Source organism: Komagataeibacter rhaeticus (genome assembly GCF_003207855.1).
Taxonomy (GTDB): domain Bacteria; phylum Pseudomonadota; class Alphaproteobacteria; order Acetobacterales; family Acetobacteraceae; genus Komagataeibacter; species Komagataeibacter rhaeticus.
The window spans coordinates 1-26,643 of sequence record NZ_NKTZ01000025.1; the positions used below are offsets into that span (position 1 = coordinate 1).

The following is a 26,643-nucleotide window of genomic DNA, read 5'->3' on the forward strand; positions in this document are numbered from 1 at the left end:
TACGGGGGGTACCATCAACGGCACCGGCAGCCTGGAAATCCAGGCACAGGCCGTAGGCAGCGACACCATGCTGGCCCGCATTGTAAAGATGGTCGCGGCGGCGCAGCGCTCGCGCGCGCCGATCCAGACCGTTGCCGACCGGATATCGGGCTGGTTTGTACCACTGGTGCTGGCCATCTCCGTGCTGACCTTCATTGTCTGGTATGTCACAGGTCCCGCGCCGCGTTTCGGCCATGCACTGCTCAATGCCATATCGGTCCTGATCATCGCCTGCCCCTGCGCGCTGGGTCTGGCCACGCCGATGTCCATCATGGTCGGCACTGGACGCGGAGCGCGTGAGGGTGTTCTCGTCCGCAATGCCGAAGCATTGCAGGCGCTGGACAAGGTGGACACGCTGGTGGTGGACAAGACAGGCACGCTGACGGAAGGGCACCCGCGGCTGATCGGCCTTGACGTGACAGAAGGCTGGCAGGACACCGAGGTGCTGCGCCTGGCCGCATCGGTTGAAGCGCAATCGCAGCACCCGCTGGCGCAGGCTGTGGTGCGCGCGTTGAAGGACCGCCAAGGCGATCCCGCGCCGGTCAGTGATTTCGCCTCGCAACCCGGTCTTGGTATCAGCGGTACCGTTGACGGCCATCAGGTGGTGATTGGCAATGCCGAGCGGCTGAAACAGGCCGGTGCTGACACAACACCGCTAGAGGCAACAGCCACGGCACGGCGGAAGGGTGGCGCGGGTGTGATGTTCGTGGCGATCGACGGAAAACTGGCAGGGCTGATAGCCGTGGCCGATCCCCTGAGGGCGGATACTCAGGCCACCCTTGCGGCTTTGCATGCGGACGGTCTGCGCATTGTCATGCTCACCGGCGATAACGAGACGACTGCGAATGCGGTGGCGAAGGCAGCAGGCCATATCGCGGAAATCCATGCCGGGCTGAAGCCGCAGGACAAGGCGGACATCATCCGACGTCTGGAGGCATCCGGCGCGCGTGTGGCCATGACAGGCGACGGCGTGAACGACGCACCCGCCCTTGCTGCCGCCTCCGTCGGCATTGCCATGGGCACCGGAACGGACGTTGCCATCGAAAGTGCGGGCATCACGCTGGCGCATGGAAGCCTTGGCGCCCTGGTCCGCGCCCGGATGCTGGCGCATGCCACCATGCGCAATATCCGGCAGAACCTCGCCTTCTCGTTCCTGTTCAACGGGATCGGCATCCCGGTCGCGGCAGGCGCCCTCTACCCGGTTTTCGGCATGCTGCTCTCGCCCATGATCGCGGGCGCCGCCATGGCCCTGTCATCCGTCACGGTCGTCACCAATGCTCTCAGGCTCGGAAAAGAACCGGTGGCGGCAAGGCGCCCTACGGACCCACACCATACCGGTTCCATATAATTGGTCCGCTGTCGCTTTCATTGCGGACTTCTATGTACTATTAAAGGTTCTGCCAAAACGGACTACGCTAAAGGAGCAGATCAACTTGTATTTTTTGCTCCCTGTATGCAGGTTTTTACTGCTATACTAAATACAGTTCGAATTGTGACACTCACTGATCCGAACTCTCCCATAAATTTATGATCCCCCCAAAAAAACTGCAATATACGCAGCCGTAAGATCATCCATACACACGTAAAGCCCGCCCTGACCGGCGGGCTTTTTTGTGCTTGTATTTCAGGACATATCATGTCGAATACCAACCAGCATCCCGCCCTGACATTCGTCATGAGCGAACATCAACTCGTCAGCGTCGTCAGGCGATACCTGCCAGGCCACGAAAGTATCAACAGGGCCGAAGGTCTGGCCACGATGGGCTTGGGCGCTGCGGAAATGGCCGGTGCCGCAGGCCTGATGGCTACCCCTGAACCGTTGCTCAGCAAAGTTGGCGGCATTGCGCTTGCGGCCCATGGCGCCGACATGATGGCCGCCGGACAGCAGGCATGGAAAAATGGCACCGAACCGCACACCCTGACCGAACGCGCGGTGCATGCCATGATGCTGAAGGCCCATGCGCCCCCTGCTGTTGCCGATCTGGCCGGTCAGGCTGCGGATGCCATGATTCCCGCTGGCATACTCCATGCGGCAGCGCATTTCGCGGCAACGCGGGCCATGCGTGTTGCCACGGCAGATGCAAACCGCCTTGCCTTCAGGCAGGACGACATCACGACGGAGCACTTCCACCGGCCTGTGCAACGCATGGCCCAGCCCACACGGACACCCGCCAACCAGAACCTCCTCTCACCGCATCGGCAGAACCGGCTTGACCTCAACCATCATGAGGCGCCGGCCCATAACCGCAAGGCAGGCGGGCATGTGCTGCTGAAACACGTTGACCCGACCGAGGCATATATCGAGCGCCGGTTTACAAAGGAGAGACATCCGGTCATTTCATTCTTCATCTCGAAGGAAGAGGCTGAACGTGCTATTCACGCAGTGCTGCGGGATCATTCCCATAAGATTGATGCATGGCTCATGGACGCCAGAGATGGAAGTTCAGTTCACGTTGAAGGACATCTTTCAGGCAGCGGGGCTATTGTTGTCGAGAACACCGATCGGGCACGCAAAGCTGCGCGACATATAAGAGTTACAATTACTAAAAAAGAACATAACGGGATGATTTACTATGTGCAGACTGTTAGACTTTACTGATTATGAAATCCGCAAAATTTTTGATTGTCTGGCTGGCCTCGGTGCCAGTTCTTTAGGCGAAGATGCCGATATGTTTGGAGATACGCTGGAGGAAGCAATCCAGTGCGGACCGCGAACGCATGATCTTCCGTTCAAACTGCAAACGATCGCCGAATTAAAAACCTTACTGGCCTGCACCGATGCGGAAATCGACCGCATCAGTAAAGCTTTGCTTGGTATCATTCCAACAGTTGAGCCTGAAGAACCACCTGACTGGGGCAGTTTTCCCAGCCTGCGTGCATTCTGGTCTGCCGTCCTGCACGCCTTTGAACATGATCCCGAGGTGCAGGAACAGGGAGACGCCTGAGCCGGATAAGCAGGTTATCCGCCAATACTTATGTGGAAACGCATGTTGATCCGACCAAGATGTATCTCTGGCACCGGTTTATGAAGGAGCACCGTCCCGTCATTTTATTTTTAACTTCAAAGTAAGAAAAACACATATTGAAATATATACTTATGGAAGATGGACTATCATCGTTCAGTATGCAGGTCAGAAGCGCAGTAATGCATAGCGCATCAAAATTTCAATTACAAAAAAAGAACACAATGGGATGACATATTATGTCCATACCGTCCAACTTAACTAAATATGATCTTCATGATATGTTTCCTCGTCTAGCAGGCTGTCGGATTGGGCGCTGCCGTAGTGATGAGTGACGACGACGACGGTGTTTATGCGGCCGTCAGTCGCGTGATCCTGCGGCAATTGTATGCGAGGGCGACGAGCGTCCATTCTGTTGCGACGTTGGAGAGGCCACGGAGATGGAAACGGGTGAAGCCCATGGCGCTCTTGATGATACCGAAGACCGGTTCGACGGTCTGCTTGCGTAAGGCGTAAAGGGCTTTTGCCGGGTTCTGTTGCAGCCTGGCCTTCATTTCCAGGCGCCAGGGCTCGGTGATCCGGCGCGGCTCCCTGGGTGGTGGTTCTGGCCGGAAGTCATAAGGGCGCCGATTCACAGGGCGTCCGATGGCGACCAGCGGGTCCACGCCGCTGGCCTGCAATGTCTGGATGGCTTTGCCGCTGGCGAAACCCGTGTCGGCGAGGACGGTTCGTGGCAGGCCGATCCTCTCCTCCATACCCAGGATGGTGGCGGCGAAGCTGGGCGCGTCCGCCGTCGTTGCAACGACCCCATTTTCCAGGATCAACTGGCTGCCCTCGGCACAAACCACGGCCTGGGCATTGTAGGCTTGTCGGTATTCATGCGCGTCGGAGCGGCGCATCAGCCTGCTGTCCGGATCGGTCAGGTTGATCTGCCGGTCTGGTGGCGGTTCACCAACGCGGCAGACCATTACATCGACTACGCCTCGCCAGGACATGATTGACGGCCTTTGCACCAGGCGCCGCCGACGATCGGCTAACCGTCTGCTTGAAATTGAGCATGAACTCGGCAGCGAAGCAGAATTCATTTCTCCCTTTCTGCATGACTGTCCGGTAGCATGATGCACGCCTGAAGCAGAAAGAGAGGGCGTCAGGACGATTTTGTTTTTTGAAATGGATGACTGCAGGTGCTTATACGCCCGGCCTGTCGCATGTCATGGGAGACAAGAACGATGGCGGTTCCCCGCGTCTGTAAGGCCTGAAGGACACGCTCGATCCGGCCGGTTGAGGTCTCATCCAGCGCGGAACAGGGTTCGTCGAGCAACAGCACCTCGGGATGCAGTAAAATCGCCCGGAGCAGCGCCAGCCGCTGGCGTTCCCCCGTTGACAGGCGCGAAAGCGGTGTATGAAGACAGTGCCCCGCAAGCCCAAAAAACATCATGAGGCCTCGCACTTCATCGCTGTCCGCCATATGATCGGACCATCATCCAGGTTCGGCCGAGACATATTGCACCAGTCGACGCCATGCCTCCACGGGCATCCCGGAACAGCCGCACCGTCAATCAGGCAGCCTGTCAGCAAACGGGTCCAGTCGACTGGGGCGTTCGGGAACCTGGATCCGCAACTCAATACTCTCTGCCCGGAGATATTTCCGGATCGTATTGCGTGACAGTCCCGTCCGGGGTTCGATCTCGCGGATCGGAAGATGATCCCGGCAGTGCTACCGACGGATTACACTCAGAAGCTCCATGTCGATCACTCATCAAACCCCCAGCAGATGCTGCCGGGGAGTGTGAAGGCATGGGTCAGTTCTCGATGAAAATTTCCATACTACCCGGGTCAGTGCTCAGTGAAAATTAACAGTCGGGGCCATAGCGTGTCATGGTTCTTCGGCTGTCTTGCGCTCCTCTATGGCTTGGTCGAGAAGATCGAGCGCTCGAACTCTTTTCTCCGCAGAGCTGGCAATCAAGAACGAGAAAAGAGCGAAGCTGGTGGCAATTATAATCATCGCCCAGATAGGTGAAGGCCATTTCTCAAGTATTTGTTCTTTCATATTCGATTGCCATGCGGTGACAGCCGCGCCGACAGCCAGCCATGCCAGACCCGCTTTGGCGGGATTCCCACCGAGCAGGGTAGCCCGACCGGTCAGACCCTCGAACTTCCTGGCGTAGGTGCGGCGTGCGGTTTGCAGATCAGCCAGCGTGCTACGTTTGAGACGCTCGATATATGTGCGATCAGCATCCAATTCTTTCTGTGCGTAAAGCAGCGGCCATTCGTGTACATCTCGAAAAAACCCTACAATATCCTTCAGGGCCAGGAAAAAAATAACGACGAGCAATGGAATTGTAGAAATTTCTGCACCTAAAACAATAAAGAGAATGATGGAATATGTGGCACTCTCTTTTTTGATAAATGACAATAATAAAATTGAAAATAATATTATGGATATTAAACCAATCGGGATGAATATACATAAAAAATTAGCGATCTGTTTCTCCCGTTTTGATCTCCGGTCAGGCGCAGTTTCCCTGACAATCTCGCTAATGATGATAGGTAACGGTTCGGCAAGAAAGCTTTCCTCGGCTAATGTCTGCCGCGTTTTTCTTGAAACGATATGTAGGAGAGAGTGAAGCATAGAAACCACCTGTTCCTTCTTTTGCCATAGGGGCACAGGCATCTTGATATGGTTATGTGGCTTGTTGGTGACGTCTCCCGGCCTCAACTGGCCGGAATCGGGCTCTCGTTCGTAGGGTCGCGAGTCTGGCGCTTCGCGCGCGGCTCGCGGTCAATGCATTCCCACCCTGCCGACCTGGCCTGGTTCGGACATTATCCATGACATAAAGGGGAAAAACTGGCAGCTCACCACGGGATTTCGCGCCACTTTCGACCCGTTGCTCCGCGATGAACTGACTTATGTGGATCAGGGATATACGGGTCCAAAACCAGACGAGGCGGCCCGCACGCATGGTATCGCGCCTGAAGTCTGAAGTCGTCAGGTTGCCCGAAGTCAGGCGCATCATTGGCCGCCAGGTCGGGCGTTTCCAACCTGAACTTCCCAGAGTGGGTTAAGGGACGTTCAGAATGCTCCAACTGAATTGATAGTCAGGTTCCATTCCTCCTGTCGCAACCTGTGGACAACACGGGACAAGTGCCATTCTGTCTGTCCTCGTTGGTTGTCAACATCGTGGCCCTTGCAATCGCCGCAACCGTCACAAAACCGTATGGGCGCCCATTCTGGACATGGCCGTCCGCCCGCATACATCCTGAAACCCATCGCCGGTCTACGGCCCCATCCGGGAAATGAATGTAAAAGTGATAGGGCATTATAAAGATAATTCCTATCCAGCTGCCGTTCGTGTGACAATCATTGTTATATGAGCATCATTGTGGATCGACGGATCGGGGAAATGCAGCACCGTCATGGGCAATCCTGGTTGCCGGAGGAAGATGAGGCGTTGGAAGCGGCGCTTCGAAGCGGCGTTTCAGTCGATCAACTGGCGGACCATCATAAACGCAGCGTTGGCGCCATCCGCAGCCGGCTCAAGCGCCTGGGTCTGATAGAAACGGGGCCATCCACACCATCTGCTTCTGATTCTGCTGCCATCCATGCGGAGAAAGAGCCATTGGAAACGCGGCTCTCGGCAGGCATAGATCAACTTGTCGCAACCCTGCTCAATCTGAAGGAGCAGGCTGAGCTGGCGCCACCCGGACGGCGCGCCATTGCTACAGTGGCGCGGGCCTATGATTATCTCAACGTCCTTTTGCGTGAGACCGTGGCGCTGTCGCCCCTTTCAACCAGGGAGGCTCCATCGGATGATCCACTGCCAGACCGTTTCCGGGCGGCTCTGGCCAGCTCGGTAGAAAGCTGCGTGTCCGACCCGATGGATCAGATCATCGCCCTTCGGCTACTGGGACTGGTAGGAGATGGCGGGTATGTGACCCTCGCGCAACTCAGCCATGAGTTGGGCCGGAGTCGTGAGCGGATTCGACAGCGGCGCAACCGGGCCTTTAGAACGATTAACGCCGCCCTTCCACGGAGGAAGGGGAGCAGGGACCGGCTTCGCATTGTGCTGGCTGAACTGTCACCGAAAGCGGACTGGAGCAATCCGGCTGTGGCGGCCCGCGGCATTGTCAAATTCGTCAACGATAATGTCGTGGCGGCACAGCAGCTCACGCTGATGCTGATGATCGCTTCCGGCGCCCCTGGTCAGACGCCCGCCCTGCGCCATGCGGCCGGGCTGGCTGCCATGGAAGCCTGCCGGGATCCGGAACTGCTCGGGCATTGGAAGCTCGACCGATGGGCAGATGTGGCCTTGAAGGCCATCATGCATGGTCAGTTCGCCTATTTCAATGCACCTCCCCAAGACATGATCGGGCGGAAACGTTCCCCTGTTGAAGGAAGCCGGGGAGCCGCGATTCCCCTGCGCAGCGACAAGTTGGGGCGAATGGTGATGTGTGAATCAGGCATGGAAGTAAAAGTTTTTACCTGGCTTGAACGGTCGGAAGAGGTGTCCTGGTATCAGGAGCAACCAGTCGCCTTTCCTTATACGATGGAAGGGCAGGAGAAACTCTATTATCCCGATGCCGTGGTCCGGGACCGGGAGGGCAGGATTCTGGTGATTGAGGTGAAGCCGATCTTCAACATGTTCCGCCAACAGACCGTGGAAAAAGGCCTGGCGGCGATCAAGCATCTTCAGCCACGTGGCATAGGTTATCTTCTTGTCGATTCTTCCGGGCGTACCCTGTCCGACCTTGCGGGCCATCCTTATGATAGGGCAGTCGCGGAAAAGCTGGAGGCATTGTTCTCGCAGAGGGCTGTACCCTTCCGGGTCGCCAGAGACATTCTATCGAAGCCATCGGGCCAGTTTGATTTTGCTGCCTTTATCTCAATGGTGGTCAATCGGGACTGGGCCGTCACCCATATGCCGGTCACCATCTCCCGTCTGCCCATCGGTTCGTCCTTTCGTCCATTACTCGGGTTTGGCTGAGTCTCCGGTCGGGGAGCATCCATTCTCCCCCGCCTGTCTGCGCCATAACATGCCAGAGGGTGTTATCTGCCTCGGTGCCTGACTGGTGCAGTAATCAGGGATGACGCCTGCACGCGAACCGTATCCCTCTGATGTATCAGACGAAGAATGGTCTCTGGTTGTTCCATATCTGATCCTGATGCGCGAGGATGCGGAACAATGGCACCACGCATTGCGCGTAATGTTCAATGGATTGCGTTACGTGATCCGCTACGGGATGCGCTTTACCGCCATGGCCGGCGGTCTGCCAGCAATCCTGTAGCTGGATGGAGGCAGGCTGCCTCGAAGCCTGGTGCCGGACCCATGTGCCGTGCTGCGTATCGCCTCTGACCGCAGGACATGCCTTGGCAGAAAAGTGAGCCGTATCCCTGTTATGGCCGGGTGAATGACGGGACCGGCCGGGCAGGCAGGATCATGGCTGAAAGCGGCAGGTACCCGCCAAATATTCCGGGATTGATTATTGATGTCTCCTGATCATCTATATTCATCCATAACCAGACATGGCCTGACGATTTCTTTATCATAAACACCGTTTATGATATTATGTGTAATCTGTCTTGGACATCATGCGTCTGGCTGATCTACCACGGTTCCCAAGACATCCGGGCATGCATCCGTCTTTCAGGGCGGTGCATTGCTACGGAACCACTATGCCAGGAAGTCATTTACGGTTTTGCTTGTTGAGCATAAGTTTTGGGAAGTATCGATGCAGTACGCACATGACCCGGCGCTTCTTCTGGCGCGCTTCCAGTTCGCCTTTACCGTAGGCGTCCATATCATCTTTCCGGCCTTTTCAATCGGTCTGGCGGCCTATCTGGCCGTGCTGGAAGGGTTGTGGCTCAGGACCGGGCGCCCGGTATTCCTTGATCTGTACCGATACTGGATCAAGGTCTTCTCGATTGTCTTTGGCATGGGGGTCGTCTCGGGGCTGGTCATGTCGTACGAATTCGGCACGAACTGGTCGATCTTTTCCAAAAAGGCCGGGCCGATTACGGGCGTGCTCCTGTCCTATGAGGTCATGACCGCCTTCTTTCTGGAAGCAGGCTTCCTTGGCGTCATGCTGTTTGGCATGAACAGGGTGGGACGTGGGTTGCATTTTGCGGCCACATGCTGCGTGTCGGTCGGCACCCTGATTTCCATGACATGGATACTGTCCTCCAATTCATGGATGCAGACACCGCGTGGTTATACCATCGACCCCGCCACGGGCCGGTTCATGCCCGCTGACTGGCTGGCGATCATCTTCAACCCGTCCTTCCCGTTCCGTCTGGTGCATATGGGACTGGCGGCCTTCCTGTCGGTGGCCTTCATCGTGGGGGCCACGGGGGCGTGGCATATGCTGAAAGCCCGCAAGGCAGGAAAGATCTCCAGCGAGCCGGTGCGGGTCATGTTCTCCATGGCCATGTGGATGGCGGCCATCGTAGCCCCGCTCCAGATCCTTGCAGGTGACGCGCATGGCCTGAACACGCTCAAATACCAGCCGGTCAAGATTGCTGCGATGGAAGGGGACTGGGTCTCGGAAGATCATGCGCCCGAACTGCTGTTCGGCATTCCCAACATGAAGACCGAACATACGGATTATGCCATCAAACTGCCGCTGGCCGGATCGCTGATCCTGACGCACAGCCTGAACGGCAGGGTGCCGGGCATGAAGGACTTTCCCCGTGACCAGCGGCCGCCTTCACCGGTCATCTTCTTCTCTTTCCGCATCATGGTCGCACTTGGCATGCTGATGATGCTGGTGGGGCTGTGGTCCCTGTGGTTGCGGCGAAACAGCACCCTGTTCACCAACCCGGTTTTTCATCGTGTCGCACTCTGCATGGCGCCCGCGGGCTTCCTTGCCCTGCTGTGCGGCTGGGTCACGACCGAAGTGGGGCGCCAGCCCTGGACCGTCTATGGCCTGCTGCGCACGTCTGACAGCGTATCGCCGGTTGCCCTGTCCTCCATGGCGTTTTCGATGACGGCGTTCGTGGTGGTCTACGTGCTCGTGTTCGGTTCCGGGATGGGCATTCTGGTCCGCATGCTGGGCCGTGCGCCGCAGGAGGGCGAGCATGAGACCCCGCCCTCCCACGCATCCGGGATTCTGGCCACCAGCATGCATCCGGGCGTGATTGATCCCTCCACTGGCAAAGGAGCCTGAGGCATGATGGACTTCGTATACTGGCTCCCTATCATATGGGCCGTCATTCTGGTGGCCGCCATCTCGATCTATGTCGTCCTTGATGGCTTTGACCTTGGCATCGGCATGCTGTTCGCACTTGAACGCCATCCGGACCGCCGGGATGTGATGGTCAACACCATCGCCCCCGTATGGGATGGGAACGAGACCTGGATGGTGCTGGGGGGTGCCGTGCTTTACGGGGTTTTTCCCGGTGCCTACGCCACCCTGCTGCCGGCCTTCTACCTGCCGATCATATTGATGCTGCTGGCACTGATCTTTCGCGGCGTGGCGTTTGAATTCCGTGTCATGACGCGCGGGACGGGACGGGAAGGGCTGTGGAATACCGGTTTTATGGCCGGCTCCGCCATGGCCGCCTTCTGTCAGGGCACGATACTGGGTGGCGTGGTGCAGGGCATCAGGGTTGTCGATGGGGCTTTTGCTGGGGGGCCATTTGACTGGCTGACACCGTTCAGCATCCTGTGTGGCCTGTCCGTCATGTGTGGTTATGCCCTGCTCGGCGCAACGTGGCTGATCTGGCGCACCACTGGCGTGCTGGAGGAATCCTGCCGCCGCTGGGCTGCCCGGCTGGCCGTGGGCCTGTTCATCGGCATTGTCGCGGTCAGCCTGTGGACGCCGCTGCTGCATGCCCCTTACCTGCGGCGCTGGACCGACTGGCCGAACATCCTGTTCGTGGCACCCGTGCCGGTTCTTACGGTGGTACTCGGCGCGCTGTTCGTCATGGGGCTGCGCAGGGGGCATTCAAAGGGGCCGTTCCTGTGCGCGCTGGGCTGGTTCTTCCTGTGTCTGTCCGGACTGGGGATTACGGTGTGGCCCTATGCCGTGCCGCCGGGCCTGACGCTGTGGGATGTGTCATCCCCGCCGTCCAGCCAGTTCTTCCAGCTGATCGGCACCGCCATCCTGCTGCCGGTCATCCTGACCTACACGATCTATTCCTATCACGTCTTTCGCGGAAAGGTGACGGAAACCGATGGGTATCACTGATATTGTCCGGGGGAACGGAGATGACGCGCCACCCCGCGCCGGGGTTCGGGTCGCATGGTTCGTTGCGATCTGGTCGTTGAGCACCCTCGTATTTTTCGGGGCGGCGTCCCTGCTTCACCTGATCATTCCCAGGTAAAACGGGCGGTATGACCGCCCGACATTCCCCTCCCGCCAATAAGGGATCTGGTCCCATGCTTTTTGACTTTGAACGTGACTTTGCTGGCTCCCTGCGCTGCATTCCGATGATCGCCCGCCAGAAGCTTGATATTGTCGGCATAAAGCTGAGCCTGCGGCAGTGGAGCCGGTTTACGCGCGAAGAAAGGGGCCAGCTGGCCGACCTGCCGTGCGAAACCGTGCCCGAACAGGCTACCTATCGCGCACTGGTAGCCCACCTGATCGCGGCCCGCAGTGACGAGCCCCTGCGCCAGCTTGCGACCCGTGGGCTGGAAGCCTGGCAGGAGGAAGACCAGATGCCCGACGCGGTCAGAACCCAGGCACAGGCTGATGGCATAGCCCCACCCACGCCGAGGCAATGGGCCGCGCTACTGCCGCTCCAGCGATTTGCCCTGGTGAAGCTGGCCCGCTCGAAGCATGAAAATGAAAATTTTGTGCCAGCGATGCGGGAGTTCGGTCTTGTGCAACAGCATGCGGGACTGCTGCATGATGCGGGAGCTTCCCCCGGTTCCGCAGCCGTATCGCCTGCCCGCTTCCGCCTGCCCAACTGAATAAAGCCAAGAGGGTCGAGATCATGAGCAACGACAAAACGCCCGAATACAAACCCTATCATCATCCGGCTGGCGGGTGGGGGGCTGCTGGCGCGACCGCGAAGGTGCTGATGGAACAGAGTGTTCTGGTCAAGGGATCACGCGGGCTGCTGGCCATGAACCAGCCGGGCGGTTTCAAATGCCCAAGCTGTGCCTTCCCCGATCCCGACCATCGCAAGACGCTGGAATTCTGTGAAAACGGGGCCAAGGCACTGGCGCATGAAGCAACGAAGGCACGCGTGACGCGGGAGTTCTTTGAAAAATACACTGTCACCGAACTGATGCAGAAAAGCGATTACTGGCTGGAAATGCAGGGCCGCCTGACCGAGCCGATGCGCTACGATGCTGAAAGTGACCGCTACGTGCCCGTGGCATGGGATGATGCATTTGCCCTGATCGGCCAGCACCTGCGCGCCCTCGACAGCCCGCATCAGGCCGAGTTCTATACATCCGGCCGCACGGCGAACGAGACCGCGTTCCTTTATTCGATATTCGTGCGTGAATTCGGCACCAACAATTTTCCCGACTGCTCGAACATGTGCCACGAGCCGACCAGTCGTGGCCTGCCGCCTGCCATCGGCATTGGCAAGGGTACGATCGTCATGGGCGATTTCGAACATGCCGAGGCGATATTCGTGGTGGGGCAGAATACCGGCACCAATTCGCCGCGCATGATGACCAACCTGGTCGAAGCCCGCAAGCGCGGCGTGCCGATCGTGCTGATCAACCCGATGCCCGAGCGCGCGCTGATCCGCTTTACGGAGCCGCAGGACGTGCTGCAGATGGGCACGTTCGGTTCGACCCCCATTTCCAGCGAATTCGTGCATGTGCGCATCGGTGGCGACCTGGCCGTATTCAAGGGCATGATGAAGGCGCTTTTTGAGGCCGAGGCACGCGGCGAAAAGGTGCTGGACCTTGACTTCATCAACGACCATACGGCGGGCATGGAAGCCCTGCGTGATGATGTCATGGGCTGTAGCTGGGCGGACATCACCCGCATCTCGGGCATAACCGAGGAACAGATCCGCAGGATTGCGGATATCTACATGAAATCCAACGCCACGATCATCTGTTACGGCATGGGGCTGACGCAGCATCAGGAAGGGTCACGCCTGATCCAGCAGGTCGCCAACCTGCTTTTCCTGCGCGGCAATTTCGGCAAGCCCGGTGCCGGTATCGCGCCGATCCGTGGTCATTCCAACGTGCAGGGTGACCGCACGGTTGGCATTGATGAAAAACCGACCCAGGCCTATCTGGACCGGGTGCGGGACGTTTTCGGGTTTGAACCACCGCGCGAACACGGGCACCATGTGCTGGAAGCGGTCGAGGCCATGGAAGCGGGCACCGCCAGGGTGTTCTTCGGCATGGGGGGCAATTTCATCCGCGCCGTGCCCGATACGGATCGTTCCTATGCCGCCATGCGGAACCTCAACCTGACGGTTGGCGTGGCGACAAAGCTGAACCGGGGGCATCTGGTGCATGGCAGGGACGCGCTCATCCTGCCGGTTGTTGCCCGTTCGGAAATCATCCGTACGGAAGCCGGTGAGCAGTTCGTGACCATTGAGGATGCGATGTCAAACGTGACGGCTTCGCGGGGGGTATTCGAACCCGTAACCGAACATGTGCGGCCGGAAACGGAAATTGTCTGCCGCATGGCCATGGCAACGCTGCCTGACTCCCGCACGCCGTGGGCGGATTATATGGTTGATTACACCCTGATCCGGGACAGGATTGCCGAGGTCTATCCTGAAATCTATGCGGACTTTTCTGAAAGGATCAAGAGTCCGCATGGCTTCCATCTCGACATTCCACCCCGGCGGCGTGTGTGGAAGACACCCAACGGCAAGGCGAATTTCCTCGTGCTGCCGGGACTGGAGGTCAACGTGCCGGTCAAGGACACGGCCATGCTGCGTCTTGCGACCATTCGTTCACATGACCAGTATAATACGACCATCTACAGCAACAGCGACCGCTATCGCGGGGTGTACAACACCCGTCTTGTCGTGTTCATGAACAGGGATGACATGGCAGAACGGGGCCTGACGAATGGTGCGGTGATTGGCCTTGAAACCTATAGCGATGACGGGGTCAGGCGCTATGTCGATGGGCTGAACGTGCTTGACTACCCCATGCCGCGCGGTGCCATAGCCGGATACTACCCGGAACTGAATCCGTTGCTGCCGCTGGATTACTTTGACGAGATCAGTGGAACGCCTGCTGCCAAATCCATCCCGGTAAAAGTCGTGGAAAGTGTTGCGGCAGCCCCCCCAATCCGCATTGCCGGCTGACAGGGCAGGGGCCATGGATGATGATGACGGCAGACGGTCGGTCCCATGCCGCCTTCCCGCCCGTTATCGGGCGGGAAGCTCCGTACCCGTCTTTCTGCCACGACAGGAACCGGCCCGCGCGCCGTTATGCGCGGTGGTGCTGACGATGGCGAGGGTGACCGGCAGTTGCGTGCCTTCCCGCCACGGATATGGCGCCACAGGACGGACCGCTATATTAAGGAACATGCGCGCCATCATGCATCAATGTCGCGCGGGGGGGGGGGGGCAGCATACCGGCGGAAAAAAAAAATCGAAATGCATGATGTCGGGGGATGATATGGGCTTCATGTACGGTCCCCATGGCCTGGGGGGGCGCGAACCATGACGGCATTGCTGTATGGGCTGGTCCTGGCGGGGGGCGCGAGCCGCCGCATGGGGCAGGACAAGGCGGCGCTGCCCTATGGTGGCCGGCCGCAGCTTGCCCGTGCTTTTGACCTGCTGGGGCGCCATGTCAGGCGCTGTTTCGTCTCGATACGACCCGATCAGGGGCACGACCCGCTCCGGGCGTCCTATCCCTGTATCGTGGACCGGAAGGGAATGGGGGAAAAACTGGACGGCGGGCCAATGCTCGGCGTGCTGTCGGCCCATGCGGCGTATCCGGATGTGGCCTGGCTGGTCGTGGCCTGTGACCTGCCCATGCTGGATGACAGGACGCTTGCAACCCTTGTTGATGAACGCAATGCGGATATGGATGCCACGGCCTATCTGAGTGAAGGCGACGGACTGCCAGAGCCGCTCTGCACGATATGGGAACCCGCGATGCTGGCAAGCCTGCAGGAACATGCGGCCTGCAGGAAAATCCGGCTGCGGCAGATGCTCGCCAGTTCACCGGTGCGCTTTCTTGCCCCGCCGGGAACCGGCGCGCTGGAAAACGTCAATTCGCCTGATGAGCGGGACCGGGTACTAAGGCGCCTTGCGCGTTATGGACAGGAAGCAGGATGCTGAATATCGAGTTGCGGTATTGCGCGCGGCTTCAGGATGCTGTGGCGCGCGCATGCAATACGCGGGACGGCAGCCCCGGTGCATGCCGTTACATCCGTGATGAAATCAGGCGGCATATCCCGATATGGAAAAATGGGCGTTACGTGAACGGTGTGACGTAACGGGCTTCCTGCCACATCCCGTGAGTATTGATACACTGCCCCAGATGACCCGAGGCCGCCGTAATGTCTGCCCTTTTCCTTCCATTGGATGTCAGCACCCTGTCCCGCCCGGATGAGCCATTCAGCCTGAATGTGGCCGAGGAGGTTCCGGTCAGTCTCCTGTTCAACGGCATTTTCCCGTATGGCACGATGATGATGACGCCGGCGGACCTGAAAGATTTTGCCTATGGATACTGCATGACCGAACGGATCGTGGCTTCGGTTGCGGATATCCGGTCCGTGGATGTCGCGGAGACGCAGGATGGGCTGTCGCTTGATATTTCCATAAAGGGTGCGGCATTGACGCGTCTCATGCGCCGTGATGTCCGCATGCGGACTGGTCATTCCAGCTGTGGCATATGCGGAAGCGAGACGGTACCGGCATACGATGCCGTGGCCGCGACACCGCTGCCGGACGGTCCCCGCCTGTCGGTGGTAGCAATACGCGGGGCATTACATGAACTGCGCGGGTGGCAGACGCTCAATGCCGCGACGCGCATGGTCCACGCGGCAGCGTGGGCGGACAGGAACGGTAATATCCACATGATCCGCGAAGATGTGGGACGGCATAATGCGCTGGACAAGCTGATCGGTGCGCGCGCCTGCCATCCGGATGCGGATGCCCTGCATGGGGGATTCTGCCTGCTGACAAGCCGGTATTCGTTTGAAATGGCGCTCAAGACGATACGGGCGGGCATTGCCGTCGTGGTTGCGATTTCGGCCCCGACCTATCGTGCCTTCCGTGCGGCTGAAAAAATGGACCAGACCCTGATTGCCGTTGCCCGTCATGACGGGCAGACACTGTTCTGTGGCGGCAGGCGACTGGTCTGGTAGGCCGCCTTTTTTTCCGGCAGTGCGGGCACGCGGCCAACTGGCAGGGGCGGGGCAGGCCATGCCTGCCCCCGGCCGTGGCGCGGATGGGCGGCCGTCGAAAAATGTTTTGACATCGCATTATTCCGTGTGCAAATGGAAAACAGCGCAGGTTTCCTTACAGACTCGTTCATCAATGGCGGTGAATGAGGGGAAAATGGCGCAATCGGTCACGACGACACCCGGACGGCCAACGATGGCCACCGTGCCTGAAAAAGGCGTCTCCGTCATGCTGCTGGATGGAGACTGGATGCGATGACGTGGACAAAGGATTCCTCAAGGCTGGAAACCCGCGTACTCTTCTGGCGGCGTTCCTTTACTTCGATGTCTCGTTCATGGTGTGGGTCCTTCTTGGGCCGCTGGGAATTTCGATTGCCCATGACCTGCACCTGAATGCCGGCCAGAAGGGGCTTCTGGTTGCAACCCCGGTGCTGGCCGGTGCCCTGCTGCGTGTGCTGGCCGGTGCGCTTGTTGATCATTTCGGGCCGCGCCGGGTTGCAATCGGCGCCCAGATCCTGGTTATCGCGGGTCTGTCCCTGACATGGCTGATCGCGCCGCACAGTTATGGCGCCCTGTTCGGGGTTGCACTGGTGCTGGGTGTGGCCGGGGCCTCGTTCGCGATCGCCCTGCCACTAGCCTCCGCATGGTATCCGCCCCAATATCAGGGCACGGCGCTGGGTATTGCCGGGGCGGGCAATTCCGGTACGGCGCTTGCCTCCCTTTTCGCGCCGGGTCTGGCTGTCCTTTATGGCTGGGTCAATGTGCTGGGGCTGGCAACCCTGCCGCTGACTGCCGTTCTGGTCGCGTTTGTATTCCTGGCAAGTGAACCGCCGCAGCGTCGTTCCGGTGGCGGACTGGTAACGTGGCTGCCCGTGTTGCGTAGCGGCGGCTGCTGGTTGCTGATGTTTTTCTATGGCGTGACGTTTGGTGGCTTTGTAGGGCTTGCCGCGTTCCTGACCATCTATTTCAATGACCAGTATGGCCTGCCGCCCGCCCTTGCCGGAAGCTGTACGGCAATGGTCGTGTTTGTCGGGTCGTTTGTGCGCCCGCTCGGGGGCGCCATGGCCGACCGGATCGGGGGGGCGCGCGCCCTGCGCATCCTGTTCGGGCTTGCCGTCGTCATTTTTGCGATGATCGGCTTCGGCCTGCCAACAATCTGGTTTGCATTTCCGGCTTTTTTCCTTGGCATGGTCGTGCTGGGGCTGGGCAACGGGGCCGTATTCCAGCTTGTGCCCACGCGCTTCCCCGGCCGGGTCGGGGTCCTGACCGGGCTGGTGGGCATGAGCGGTGGGGTGGGGGGATTCTATCTGGCATCCTCCCTTGGTGCCGCGCGGCAGGCCACCGGCTCCTATGGACCGGGATTTCTGGGTTTTGCCATGGTTGCCCTGGTAGCGTTCGTGTGTGCTGGCGTGTGCCACCGTCGCTGGGCGGCTGAACGGCCCCGGCTATCGGCTGAAGCCGATGCGGCCCTTCCTTCATAATCATCAGATCAGGAACGTATCCCGTGACCTGTATTTCCGCTGCACGCTGGCCTGCTCCGCTCGCGGCCGGCCTTACCGCCCTGCTGGCCAGCCTGTGTACGGGCCATGCGGCCCATGCCGATACGCCGCCTGTTGCGGGCGTGAGGGTCGCCTCTCCCCTGGCAGTATCTTCTTCGCGGTCGCCAAAGGGCGCCATCCACCACCTGACCCTGCCACACAGTCCTGACTGGGGGGTGTTCAATGCGGGAAAGGGGGCCGCGGCCGGGTTCGGGACCGTTGGCGGTTTCGGTCAGGCGCGCTGGGCCGAGGACTGGAGCGACATTGTCAATACACCGCCTGAACAGCGGCGCAATGACTGGTTCAACCGCCTGAAATACATTCCCCTGACGGACAGGGGGGATATCTGGCTTTCCCTCAGCGGGGAGGAGCGGTTGCGCTACGTCTTCGAGAACCAGCCGCTGATGGGAACCGCGGGCAAGACCAACGCCAGCCGTGTGCTGCTGCGCAGCCAGTATGGCGCGGACCTGCATCTGGGCGAACATGTCCGCGCCTATGCCGAGTTCCTGTGGGGGGAGGCGGGGGGATCGAACTATTATGGTTACCAGACCGGGGTGCAGCGTGAGCGCCTGGATCTCCAGCAGGGTATTCTGGAGGTAAAGGGCAGGATGCTGGGGGCCAGGATGGGTGTGATCGGCGGTCGCCAGATCTTTCTCGACGCGCCCGTTTCCATGCAGTCCGCGCGCGACCTGACCAATGCCCAGCAGTCATGGGACGGATTTCGTGGCTATGCGGTGTGGAAATCCTTCCGGCTGGACCTGTTCGACTTCATGCAGACCAACAAGCTGCCGCGCAACGTGTTTGCCGATGGCACGAACTACAGTGCCCGGATGTATGGTATCTATACATCAACGGCCCTGCCGAAATTTTCGGTCATGGGGCAGAAAAGCCAGATTTTTGCCGATGTATTCTTCATTGACTACCTGTTCAATGGTGCCTCGGCGGCGCTGGCCACGACAACGGGCACGCAGGCCGGGTCAACCCGGCGGGACAATATCGGCTCACGCGTGTGGGGCAATGTCGGCCCCTTTGACATCAGCCTGACCGGCGTGTTCCAGGGCGGCGAATTCCGCCCTGCCGGTGGCGGGGCGACGCGCGCGGTGCGGGCCTATGCCGTTAACGGTACAATGGGATGGACGGCAAGGGGCATGAAGGCAAAACCATCCATTGCTCTGCAGGGGGACCTGTTTTCCGGTGGTTCCTATCACAGCAGGGACGGCGCGGTTGGCACATTCGCAACCCCCTATTTCCCGTTGCCCTATTATAATGACGTGACGCTGGCCCTGACATCGCAGAACCTGGTCGGTATCGGGCCGGTCGTGACCGCCGCACCGCTGGCGAACCTGCATCTCAGGCTGCATGTGCCTGTTTTCTGGCGGGAAAGCACGCAGGACGCGGTCTATGGCACCGGCCGGATCTATAGCTGGCGCAACGGTCTTTCGGGCGGTTTCATCGGCACCACACCCCAGACCCAGCTGGCCTGGAATTTCGCGCCGCACTGGACCTGGACACATGACATCGCAGGTTTCGTCGCCTCCCGGGGCATGCGTCGCGCGGGGGCGAAGGACGGGGCGTTCTACATGCAGACCATGGAATTCAAGTTCTGACAGCCGCGCGTATGACAGGAGACAGGATCATGACCGCAACGCGAAACATCATCATCATCGGCAATGGCATGGTTGGGCATTACTGTGCCGAGCAGCTTGTGGCGCAGGGTTTGCATGAAAACCATGCGATTCATATTTTTGGCGACGAAATCCATGATGCCTACGACCGCGTGCACCTGACCGGGTATATGAACGGGCACGACGCCCTGGCGCTGCGCCTGCATGCGGATGGTTTCCATACCCATCACGGCCTGACCCTGCATCGTGGTGTCAGGGTAACGCGCATTGACCGTGCGGCGCGGATGGTGGAAAGCGCGGAAGGCCCGCTGTCTTATGATACACTGATCCTTGCCACGGGTTCCATGCCGTTCGTGCCGCCGGTTCCGGGCAATACGGGCACGGCAGGACTGGTCTATCGCACACTGGATGATCTGGACATGATCCGGGCGGCGGCGGAGGGCGCATCGCACGGCGTGGTCATCGGTGGTGGCCTGCTGGGGCTGGAGGCGGCAAACGCGCTGGCGGGGCTGGGACTGTCCACTGCCGTGGTCGAATTCGCGCCGCGCCTCATGCCTGTGCAGCTTGATGATGAAGGCGGGCAGGCCCTGAAGCAGCGGATCGAGGCACTGGGGATTGAGGTACTGACATCCCATGCCACGCAGCGGATCATTGCGGGCGAGACACAACGCCACCGGCTTGTCTTTGCCGACGGCACATTCCTTGAAACCGATCTGGTCGTGTTTTCCGCCGGTATCCGCGCACAGGACCGTCTGGCGCGGGACTGTGGGCTTGAAATCGGCCCGCGCGGCGGTGTCGTGATCGACGGGCAATGCCGTACATCCGACCCGGCCATCTACGCGATCGGGGAATGCGCGTGCTGGAACGGGCAGGTTTTCGGACTGGTGGCGCCGGGCTACACCATGGCGCGCACGCTGGCGGCTACCCTGGCGGGAGAGGACGCCGCCTTTGCCGGAGCGGACATGTCCACCAGGCTCAAGCTGCTGGGGGTGGATGTCGGCTCGATTGGAGATGCCCATGGCGCGACACCGGGCAGCCGGAGTTACCGCTTCATCGGGGAAGTGGACGGGTCCTACCGTCGCCTTGTGCTCTCGGCCGATGGCAGTCGGGTGCTCGGGGCCGTGCTGGTGGGGGATAACGCCTATTACGACACGATCCTGCAATATGTGCAGAACGCCATCAGGCCCCCGGCCGACCCGGCGGCGCTGATCCTGCCACGTGGGGAGGGGGCGGACCTGCTGGGGGCTGACGCGCTGCCCGATACGGCCATGATCTGCTCGTGCCACAATGTGACGAAAGGGGCGATCTGTACTGCCATCGAGGGGGGCTGCACGGATCTTGCCGCCCTGAAGCAGTCCACTAAGGCCAGCACCGGCTGTGGCGGGTGTTCGGGCCTGCTCGGGAACGTGTTCGAGACGGAACTGGAGGCGCGCGGCATCGCGGTTGACCATAGTCTGTGCGAACATTTTTCCCATACCCGGCAGGAACTGTATTCGCTTGTCCGCGTGCATGGGATCCAGACATTTGAAGACCTGATGGCGCAGTATGGCAATGGCGGTCTGGGCTGTGACATCTGCAAGCCCGCTGTCGGGTCCATCCTGGCATCCGCATGGAACAGGCCGATCACGGACCCGCTCTATATCCCGCTGCAGGACACGAATGACACGTTCATGGCCAACATGCAGAAGAACGGTACGTATTCGGTCGTGCCCCGCATAGCCGGGGGTGAGATTACACCCGAAAAGCTGATTGTCCTGGGGCAGGTGGCAAGGAAATACGGCCTGTATACCAAGATCACCGGCGGCCAGCGCATCGACCTGTTTGGTGCGCGGCTGGACCAGTTGCCCGATATCTGGACCGAACTGCTGGATGCGGGGTTCGAGACCGGGCAGGCCTATGGCAAGTCCACCCGCACCGTAAAATCCTGCGTGGGCAGTACATGGTGCCGCTATGGCGTGCAGGACAGCGTGGGCAAGGCGCTGGATCTGGAAAACCGCTACAAGGGCCTGCGCTCCCCGCACAAGCTCAAATTCGCCGTGTCCGGCTGTACCCGCGAATGCGCGGAGGCACAGAGCAAGGACGTGGGCGTGATCGCGACCGAGAATGGCTGGAACCTTTATGTCTGCGGTAATGGCGGCATGCGCCCGCGCCATGCGGAACTGTTCGCGACTGATCTCGATGCCCCAACGCTGGTGAAATATATTGACCGTTTCCTGATGTTCTATATCCGCACGGCGGACAGGCTGCAGCGGACCTCGGTCTGGCGTGAAAACCTGGAAGGTGGACTGGCGTATCTCAGGGATGTCATCATCAACGACAGCCTTGGCATCTGCGCGGAACTGGAGCGGCAGATGCAGATGGTGGTGGACCACTATCATTGTGAATGGCGCGATGCGCTGACGGATCGTGAGAAACTCAAGCGGTTCCGTACCTTCGTCAATGACAGTCGTCCCGATCCCGATATCCGCACCATGCCCGAACGTGATCAGGTCCGTCCGGCCGAAAACCTGCCCGCAGCCACGGCACCGGCCGGCCCGCAGGACTGGACCGAACTGTGCGGGCTTGATGACCTGGTGGCCAAGTCAGGTGTCGTGGCCTGGCATGACGGCAGCCAGATTGCCCTGTTCTACCTGCCTGCAACAGGGGACGCGCCCGCCCGGGTCTTTGCGATCGACAACCACGATCCATTCTCGAACGCCAACGTGATCGGGCGCGGGATCATGGGGGACCTGAAGGGGCAGCTGGTGGTGGCGTCCCCGCTGTACAAGCAGCATTTCCGTCTGGTGGACGGACAGTGCCTGGAAGATCCCGCCATCCGGCTGCGGACATGGGACGCCCGTGTGGAAAACGCAAAGGTGGCGATCCGGGCCAAGCCAGTCGCAGCCCCGCCGGAACCCGTATCGGCCTGACCCGATGGCGCGGGAGGACATCCGCACGGTCTGCCCCTATTGCGGGGTGGGCTGTGGGGTCATACTGGAAGTGGAAAACGGTCGCATTGCAAAGGTGCGGGGGGATGGCGCGCATCCCGCCAATGGCGGCCGCCTGTGCACGAAGGGCAGTTCGTGTGACAGGCCCATCCTTTCCGACCAGCGCCTGCACCATGCCGCGATCCGCCCCGCGCGGGGGGAAAAGGCGGTTTCCGTTGCCATGCGGCAGGCCATCGACACCACGGCGGCACGGCTGCGTACCATCCTGGAGGTGCATGGGCCGGATGCCATTGCCTTTTACGTGTCCGGGCAGATGTCGCTGGAGGCGCAGTACCTCATCAACAAACTGGCCAAGGGGTTTGTCCGCAGCCAGCATATTGAATCCAATTCCCGCCTGTGCATGGCTGCGGCCGGGACTGGCTACAAGCTCTCGCTGGGGGCTGATGCCCCGCCGGGGAGTTATGAGGATTTCGACTGCACCGACCTTTTTTTCGTCATTGGCGCCAACATGGCCGACTGTCATCCCATCCTGTTCCTGCGGCTGATGGACCGCAGGCGGGCGGGTGCGCGGCTGATCGTGGTCGACCCGCGCCGGACGGCCACGGCGGAAAAGGCCGATCTGTACCTGCCGATCCGCCCCGGTACGGATCTGGCACTGCTCAATGGCCTGCTCCACCTGCTGGTGAAAAACGATGCGATCGACAGGGATTTCATTGCCCGCAACACAACGGGGTGGGCGGCGATGGAACCCTTTCTGGATGACTATGCCCCACAGACCGTGGCGGAAATCACCGGCCTGCCGGTTGACGACATCCTGACCGCCGCGCGATGGATCGCAGAGGCCGGGGAATGGATGAGCCTGTGGACCATGGGCCTGAACCAGAGCGTGGCCGGCACATGGAACACGAATGCGCTGTGCAATCTTCATCTTGCCACCGGCGCCATCTGTCGCCCCGGTAGCGGTCCGTTTTCGCTGACCGGACAGCCCAACGCCATGGGCGGGCGCGAGATGGGCTACATGGGACCGGGGCTGCCCGGCCAGCGCAGTGCGCTGGTGGCGGCGGATCGCGCCTTTGCCGAGGAACAGTGGTCTCTGCCCCCGGGCACCCTGCGCGAGGCGGGCGGCCACGGCGTGATTGCCATGTTCGAGGCTATGGAGCGCGGTGAGATCAGGGCATGCTGGGTGATCTGCACCAATCCCGTCGCGACCGTCGCCAACCGGCGGCATGTGGTCCGGGCGCTGGAGGCCGCGGAATGCGTGATCGTGCAGGATGCGTTCGTGGATAGCGAGACGGTGCGTTTTGCCGATATCGTGCTGCCTGCCGCCCTGTGGGCGGAGGGGGATGGCGTACAGGTCAGTTCCGACCGCACCATGACACTGGCCCGCGGGGCGGTGCCACCGCCGGGCGAGGCCCTGCCCGACTGGGACATCATTGCCCGCGTGGCGCGCGCCATGGGGTTCGGGCAGGATTTCGCCTTCACCTCCGCTGCCGAAATATTCGCGGAGGCCAGCCGGTTCAGCAATCCGAAGACCGGCTATGACATTACGGGCATAAGCCACGCACGCCTGCGCAAGGGGCCGGTGCAGTGGCCGGCCCCCGCCGGGGACAGGCAGGACCGGCACCCGATCCGCTACCTTTCCCCCGATGGAAGGGGCCCCGTCTTCGCCACGCCCGATGGCAGGGCGGTCTTTTTTGCACGCCCGTGGATGCGGCCGGATGAATGGCCGGATGCGGAATATCCCTTCGTGCTGAACAGCGGCCGGCTACAGCACCAGTGGCATACACTGACCAAGACCGGGCGTGTGGAGAGCCTGAACCGGCTCAATCCGGGGCCCTTTGTGGAAATGGCGCCGCCTGATGCCCACGCGCTTGGCCTGAAGGATGACGATCACGTCACGATCACGTCACGGCGGGGGCGGATCGTTCTGCCGGTCCGGATTTCCACGCGGGTCAGGGTCGGCACCTGCTTTGCCCCGTTTCACTGGAATGACCGTTTCGGCGAAGATCTGGCGGTCAATACCGTTACGCCGGACGCCGTTGACCCGATTTCGCTGCAACCCGGATTCAAGCTCTGTGCGGTGGCGCTGGAACGTGTGGAAAAGGCCGCATGTCCGGACGCCGATGATGGGGAAACCGCCATGAAAGGACAGCCTGCCATGAGACTGCGTGCCCTTGCCGGCCACCTTGGCCTGGAGTGGTCGGACCAGCCGGTTGCCGCCGCCCTGCCGGACGCGGCGCGGGCATGGCTTGCCGGATTCCTCGACGGGCTGGAAATTGCGCCCCCTGATGCGGGGGAAATACCCGTTCTGCCTGCCTCCGCCCCCCTGCCGGCGCAGGCACGCACCCGCATCGATGGCATTCTTGCCGGGCTTTACAGCCGGATGCAGGGCGATCAGGCTGCCATGGGGGCCGTGCACGAAGCTGCAACCGCACCGGGCATCAGTGTATGGTGGGCCTCCCAGACCGGGCGGGCGGAAGGTCTGGCAGCCACGATCGTGACCTGGCTGCGGGAGGCGGGTCATGAAGCGGAAGGGAAGTGCCTTGATGCATTCGATGCGGATCGTGACCCTGCCGGGCTGGCGCTCTTTGTCGTGTCCACCTTTGGTGACGGCGATCCGCCGGACTGCGCCGTTCCCTTCTGGGACATGCTGGGGAAGCGGCAGGCACCCGTGTCCGGTCTGGCCTATGCCGTACTGGCGCTGGGGGATTCGTCCTACGCGAATTTCTGTGGCTTCGGGCGGGCGCTGGACGGTCGGCTGCGGGAACTGGGGGCGACACCGCTGCTGGAACGGGTGGAGTGCGAGCCTGATTTCGAGGATACGGTGGAGGTCTGGCGCGCCGTCATGCTCACGGCCCTTGCGCAGCGGCGGGCGGATGGTCTGGCGGCGGCACCCGTGGCGCCAGCGATGGTACAGGCACCCCTGCTTCCACCCGGCGGAACGCGCGAGGCTCCTGTCATGGCCCGGCTGGCCATCAATGAACGACTGTGTGCCGCAGGCTGCGAGCGGGATACGCGGCGCATCGGTCTGGACGTGGGTGGAACGGAACTGGCCTGGTCCCCCGGGGATGCGTTGGGCATATGGCCCGGCAACCCGGCACCCTATGTGGAAGCGGCGCTGCATGCCCTTCCCTTTGCGGAGGATACGCCCATCGTCCTGCGTGGCCACGGAACGGTGGGACTGCGGGAAGCCCTTGTGCGCCATCTTGACCTGAGCCGCCCCAACCCGGCCATGCTGGCCGCGCTGGGGGGCCGTGAACCGGGTTTCCTGCCCCATATGCTGAAAGAGGCATCTCTGTCGGTGTCAGTGCAGGAGGTGCCGGGCCTGTTCCGGCGCATGCAGCCGCGCCTGTACTCGATCGCGTCCTCGGCGCAGGCATCGGGGCGGGTGGTGGAGCTTACGGTGGGGGTAAGCCGCACGCCATGGCCGGGTATATGCTCGAACAGAAGTGGTCCCCATTTTTCGGACAGGGCGATAAGCTATAATCCGATCTGAGAGAGAACGGGTTTTATGGGCAAGGTTACGCGCAAGAGGTATGCGGCGGAGTTCAAATCACGGGTTGCCCTGGAAGCGATCCGTGGGGAACTGACGCTGGCGGAACTGGCTTCGAAACATGGGGTGCATCAGACGATGATCGCCCAGTGGAAACGGCAGGCGATCGAGGGGATGGCGGCGACCTTCTCCGGGAAGACGGTGGCGGAGCCCCCGGTCAGCCCTGCTGATGTGGAGAAACTGCACGCGAAGATAGGCGAGCTTCTCGTGGAACGGGATTTTTTACGCGATGCCTCTGCTCGGTTGGGCGTGATCAGAGGCGGCAGATGATTGACCCGAAGCGAGCGCGTCTGCCGATAATCCGGCAATGCACGCTGCTGCAACTCAACCGGTCGGGCGTCTACTATCGGCCTGTGCCACAGAGCGAGGCCAATCTGGAGCTGATGCGGCTGATCGACGCCCAGTTCCTGGAAACGCCCTATTATGGCTCACGGCAGATGACATGGCATCTGCGCCGCCTGGGACATGAAGTGGGCCGCAAGCGGGTCCGGCGGCTCATGGCGATCATGGGCCTTCGGGCGATCTACCAGAAGCCGCGCACGACCGTGCCCCATCCGGAGCATCGGAAATATCCATATCTGCTACGGGATCTGGTCATCAATCGGCCTAACCAGGTCTGGTGTTCCGATATCACATATATTCCCATGAAACGGGGATTTCTCTATCTCGTGGCGATCATGGACTGGTTCACGCGCAAGGTCCTGTCCT

Annotated in this window: 19 protein-coding genes and 3 pseudogenes; 18 read left to right on the forward strand and 4 right to left on the reverse strand. The window is 60.6% G+C overall.

Going from position 1 to position 26,643, the window contains the following annotated elements; all coding sequences use genetic code 11:
• The 3 genes from CFR78_RS14120 to CFR78_RS14135 form a co-directional block, all read left to right on the forward strand.
• A partial coding sequence (locus CFR78_RS14120) for a heavy metal translocating P-type ATPase (protein WP_146221296.1) occupies positions 1–1,387 on the forward strand: 1,387 nt, incomplete at its 5' end.
• Between the two features lie 288 nt (positions 1,388–1,675).
• The gene (locus tag CFR78_RS14130; RefSeq protein ID WP_240471450.1) at positions 1,676–2,638 is read left to right on the forward strand and encodes an RNase A-like domain-containing protein; all 963 of its coding nucleotides are present in this window, start codon (positions 1,676–1,678) and stop codon (positions 2,636–2,638) included.
• Positions 2,613–2,984 (forward strand): hypothetical protein, encoded by a 372-nt coding sequence (locus CFR78_RS14135; protein ID WP_240471451.1) that lies wholly within the window; start codon positions 2,613–2,615, stop codon positions 2,982–2,984. Before CFR78_RS14130 ends, CFR78_RS14135 begins: the two co-directional genes overlap by 26 nt.
• 368 nt (positions 2,985–3,352) lie before the next feature.
• Here CFR78_RS14135 and CFR78_RS14140 read toward each other — a convergent pair.
• The 4 genes and pseudogenes from CFR78_RS14140 to CFR78_RS14155 all read right to left on the reverse strand — a co-directional run.
• A pseudogene (locus CFR78_RS14140) lies at positions 3,353–3,952 on the reverse strand (transposase); the annotation flags it as partial.
• A 197-nt stretch (positions 3,953–4,149) separates the two neighbouring features.
• Entirely contained in the window at positions 4,150–4,470 is a 321-nt protein-coding gene (locus CFR78_RS14145; protein WP_051672111.1) for an ATP-binding cassette domain-containing protein, read from the reverse strand.
• A 96-nt stretch (positions 4,471–4,566) separates the two neighbouring features.
• A pseudogene (locus tag CFR78_RS14150) lies at positions 4,567–4,698 on the reverse strand (IS21 family transposase); the annotation flags it as partial.
• A 180-nt stretch (positions 4,699–4,878) separates the two neighbouring features.
• The gene (locus tag CFR78_RS14155; RefSeq protein ID WP_034931957.1) at positions 4,879–5,634 is read right to left on the reverse strand and encodes a hypothetical protein; all 756 of its coding nucleotides are present in this window, start codon (positions 5,632–5,634) and stop codon (positions 4,879–4,881) included.
• A 739-nt stretch (positions 5,635–6,373) separates the two neighbouring features.
• Here CFR78_RS14155 and CFR78_RS14160 point away from each other — a divergent pair.
• The 15 genes and pseudogenes from CFR78_RS14160 to CFR78_RS14225 form a co-directional block, all read left to right on the forward strand.
• A complete protein-coding gene (locus CFR78_RS14160) occupies positions 6,374–7,987 on the forward strand; it encodes a sigma factor-like helix-turn-helix DNA-binding protein (protein ID WP_110581286.1) in 1,614 nt (537 codons plus the stop codon).
• Between the two features lie 100 nt (positions 7,988–8,087).
• Positions 8,088–8,288, forward strand: a complete 201-nt coding sequence (locus CFR78_RS14165) for a transposase (protein ID WP_258366172.1) — start codon at positions 8,088–8,090, stop codon at positions 8,286–8,288.
• Positions 8,289–8,732: 444 nt separating this feature from the next.
• Entirely contained in the window at positions 8,733–10,166 is a 1,434-nt protein-coding gene (locus tag CFR78_RS14170) for a cytochrome ubiquinol oxidase subunit I (protein ID WP_039999480.1), read from the forward strand.
• A gap of 3 nt (positions 10,167–10,169) precedes the next feature.
• Positions 10,170–11,189 carry a cytochrome d ubiquinol oxidase subunit II gene (gene cydB, locus CFR78_RS14175; protein ID WP_034928071.1) on the forward strand — a complete coding sequence of 340 codons (1,020 nt, stop codon included), beginning with the start codon at positions 10,170–10,172 and terminating at the stop codon, positions 11,187–11,189.
• On the forward strand, positions 11,176–11,325 hold the full coding sequence (locus CFR78_RS16690; protein WP_007399396.1) for a hypothetical protein: 150 nt from the start codon (positions 11,176–11,178) through the stop codon (positions 11,323–11,325). The genes cydB and CFR78_RS16690 overlap by 14 nt, the downstream gene beginning before the upstream one ends.
• A gap of 55 nt (positions 11,326–11,380) precedes the next feature.
• Positions 11,381–11,914, forward strand: coding sequence for a nitrate reductase associated protein (locus CFR78_RS14185; protein WP_034928074.1), 534 nt, complete (start codon positions 11,381–11,383; stop codon positions 11,912–11,914).
• Between the two features lie 23 nt (positions 11,915–11,937).
• Positions 11,938–14,241, forward strand: a complete 2,304-nt coding sequence (locus CFR78_RS14190) for an FdhF/YdeP family oxidoreductase (RefSeq protein ID WP_110581287.1) — start codon at positions 11,938–11,940, stop codon at positions 14,239–14,241.
• Between the two features lie 360 nt (positions 14,242–14,601).
• Entirely contained in the window at positions 14,602–15,225 is a 624-nt protein-coding gene (locus tag CFR78_RS14195; protein WP_034931836.1) for an NTP transferase domain-containing protein, read from the forward strand.
• Positions 15,226–15,446: 221 nt separating this feature from the next.
• Complete coding sequence (gene fdhD / locus CFR78_RS14200) at positions 15,447–16,256, forward strand: formate dehydrogenase accessory sulfurtransferase FdhD (RefSeq protein ID WP_034931838.1); 810 nt, start codon at positions 15,447–15,449, stop codon at positions 16,254–16,256.
• 58 nt (positions 16,257–16,314) lie between these two features.
• Positions 16,315–16,551, forward strand: coding sequence for a hypothetical protein (locus CFR78_RS16085; protein ID WP_146221297.1), 237 nt, complete (start codon positions 16,315–16,317; stop codon positions 16,549–16,551).
• 1 nt (position 16,552) lies between these two features.
• Complete coding sequence (locus CFR78_RS14205) at positions 16,553–17,773, forward strand: nitrate/nitrite transporter (protein ID WP_110581288.1); 1,221 nt, start codon at positions 16,553–16,555, stop codon at positions 17,771–17,773.
• A gap of 23 nt (positions 17,774–17,796) precedes the next feature.
• Complete coding sequence (locus CFR78_RS14210; RefSeq protein ID WP_034931839.1) at positions 17,797–19,437, forward strand: alginate export family protein; 1,641 nt, start codon at positions 17,797–17,799, stop codon at positions 19,435–19,437.
• 29 nt (positions 19,438–19,466) lie between these two features.
• Entirely contained in the window at positions 19,467–22,364 is a 2,898-nt protein-coding gene (gene nirB / locus CFR78_RS14215; RefSeq protein ID WP_110581289.1) for a nitrite reductase large subunit NirB, read from the forward strand.
• A 4-nt stretch (positions 22,365–22,368) separates the two neighbouring features.
• Complete coding sequence (locus tag CFR78_RS14220; protein ID WP_258366175.1) at positions 22,369–25,878, forward strand: bifunctional nitrate reductase/sulfite reductase flavoprotein subunit alpha; 3,510 nt, start codon at positions 22,369–22,371, stop codon at positions 25,876–25,878.
• 15 nt (positions 25,879–25,893) lie between these two features.
• A pseudogene (locus CFR78_RS14225) lies at positions 25,894–26,643 on the forward strand (IS3 family transposase); the annotation flags it as partial.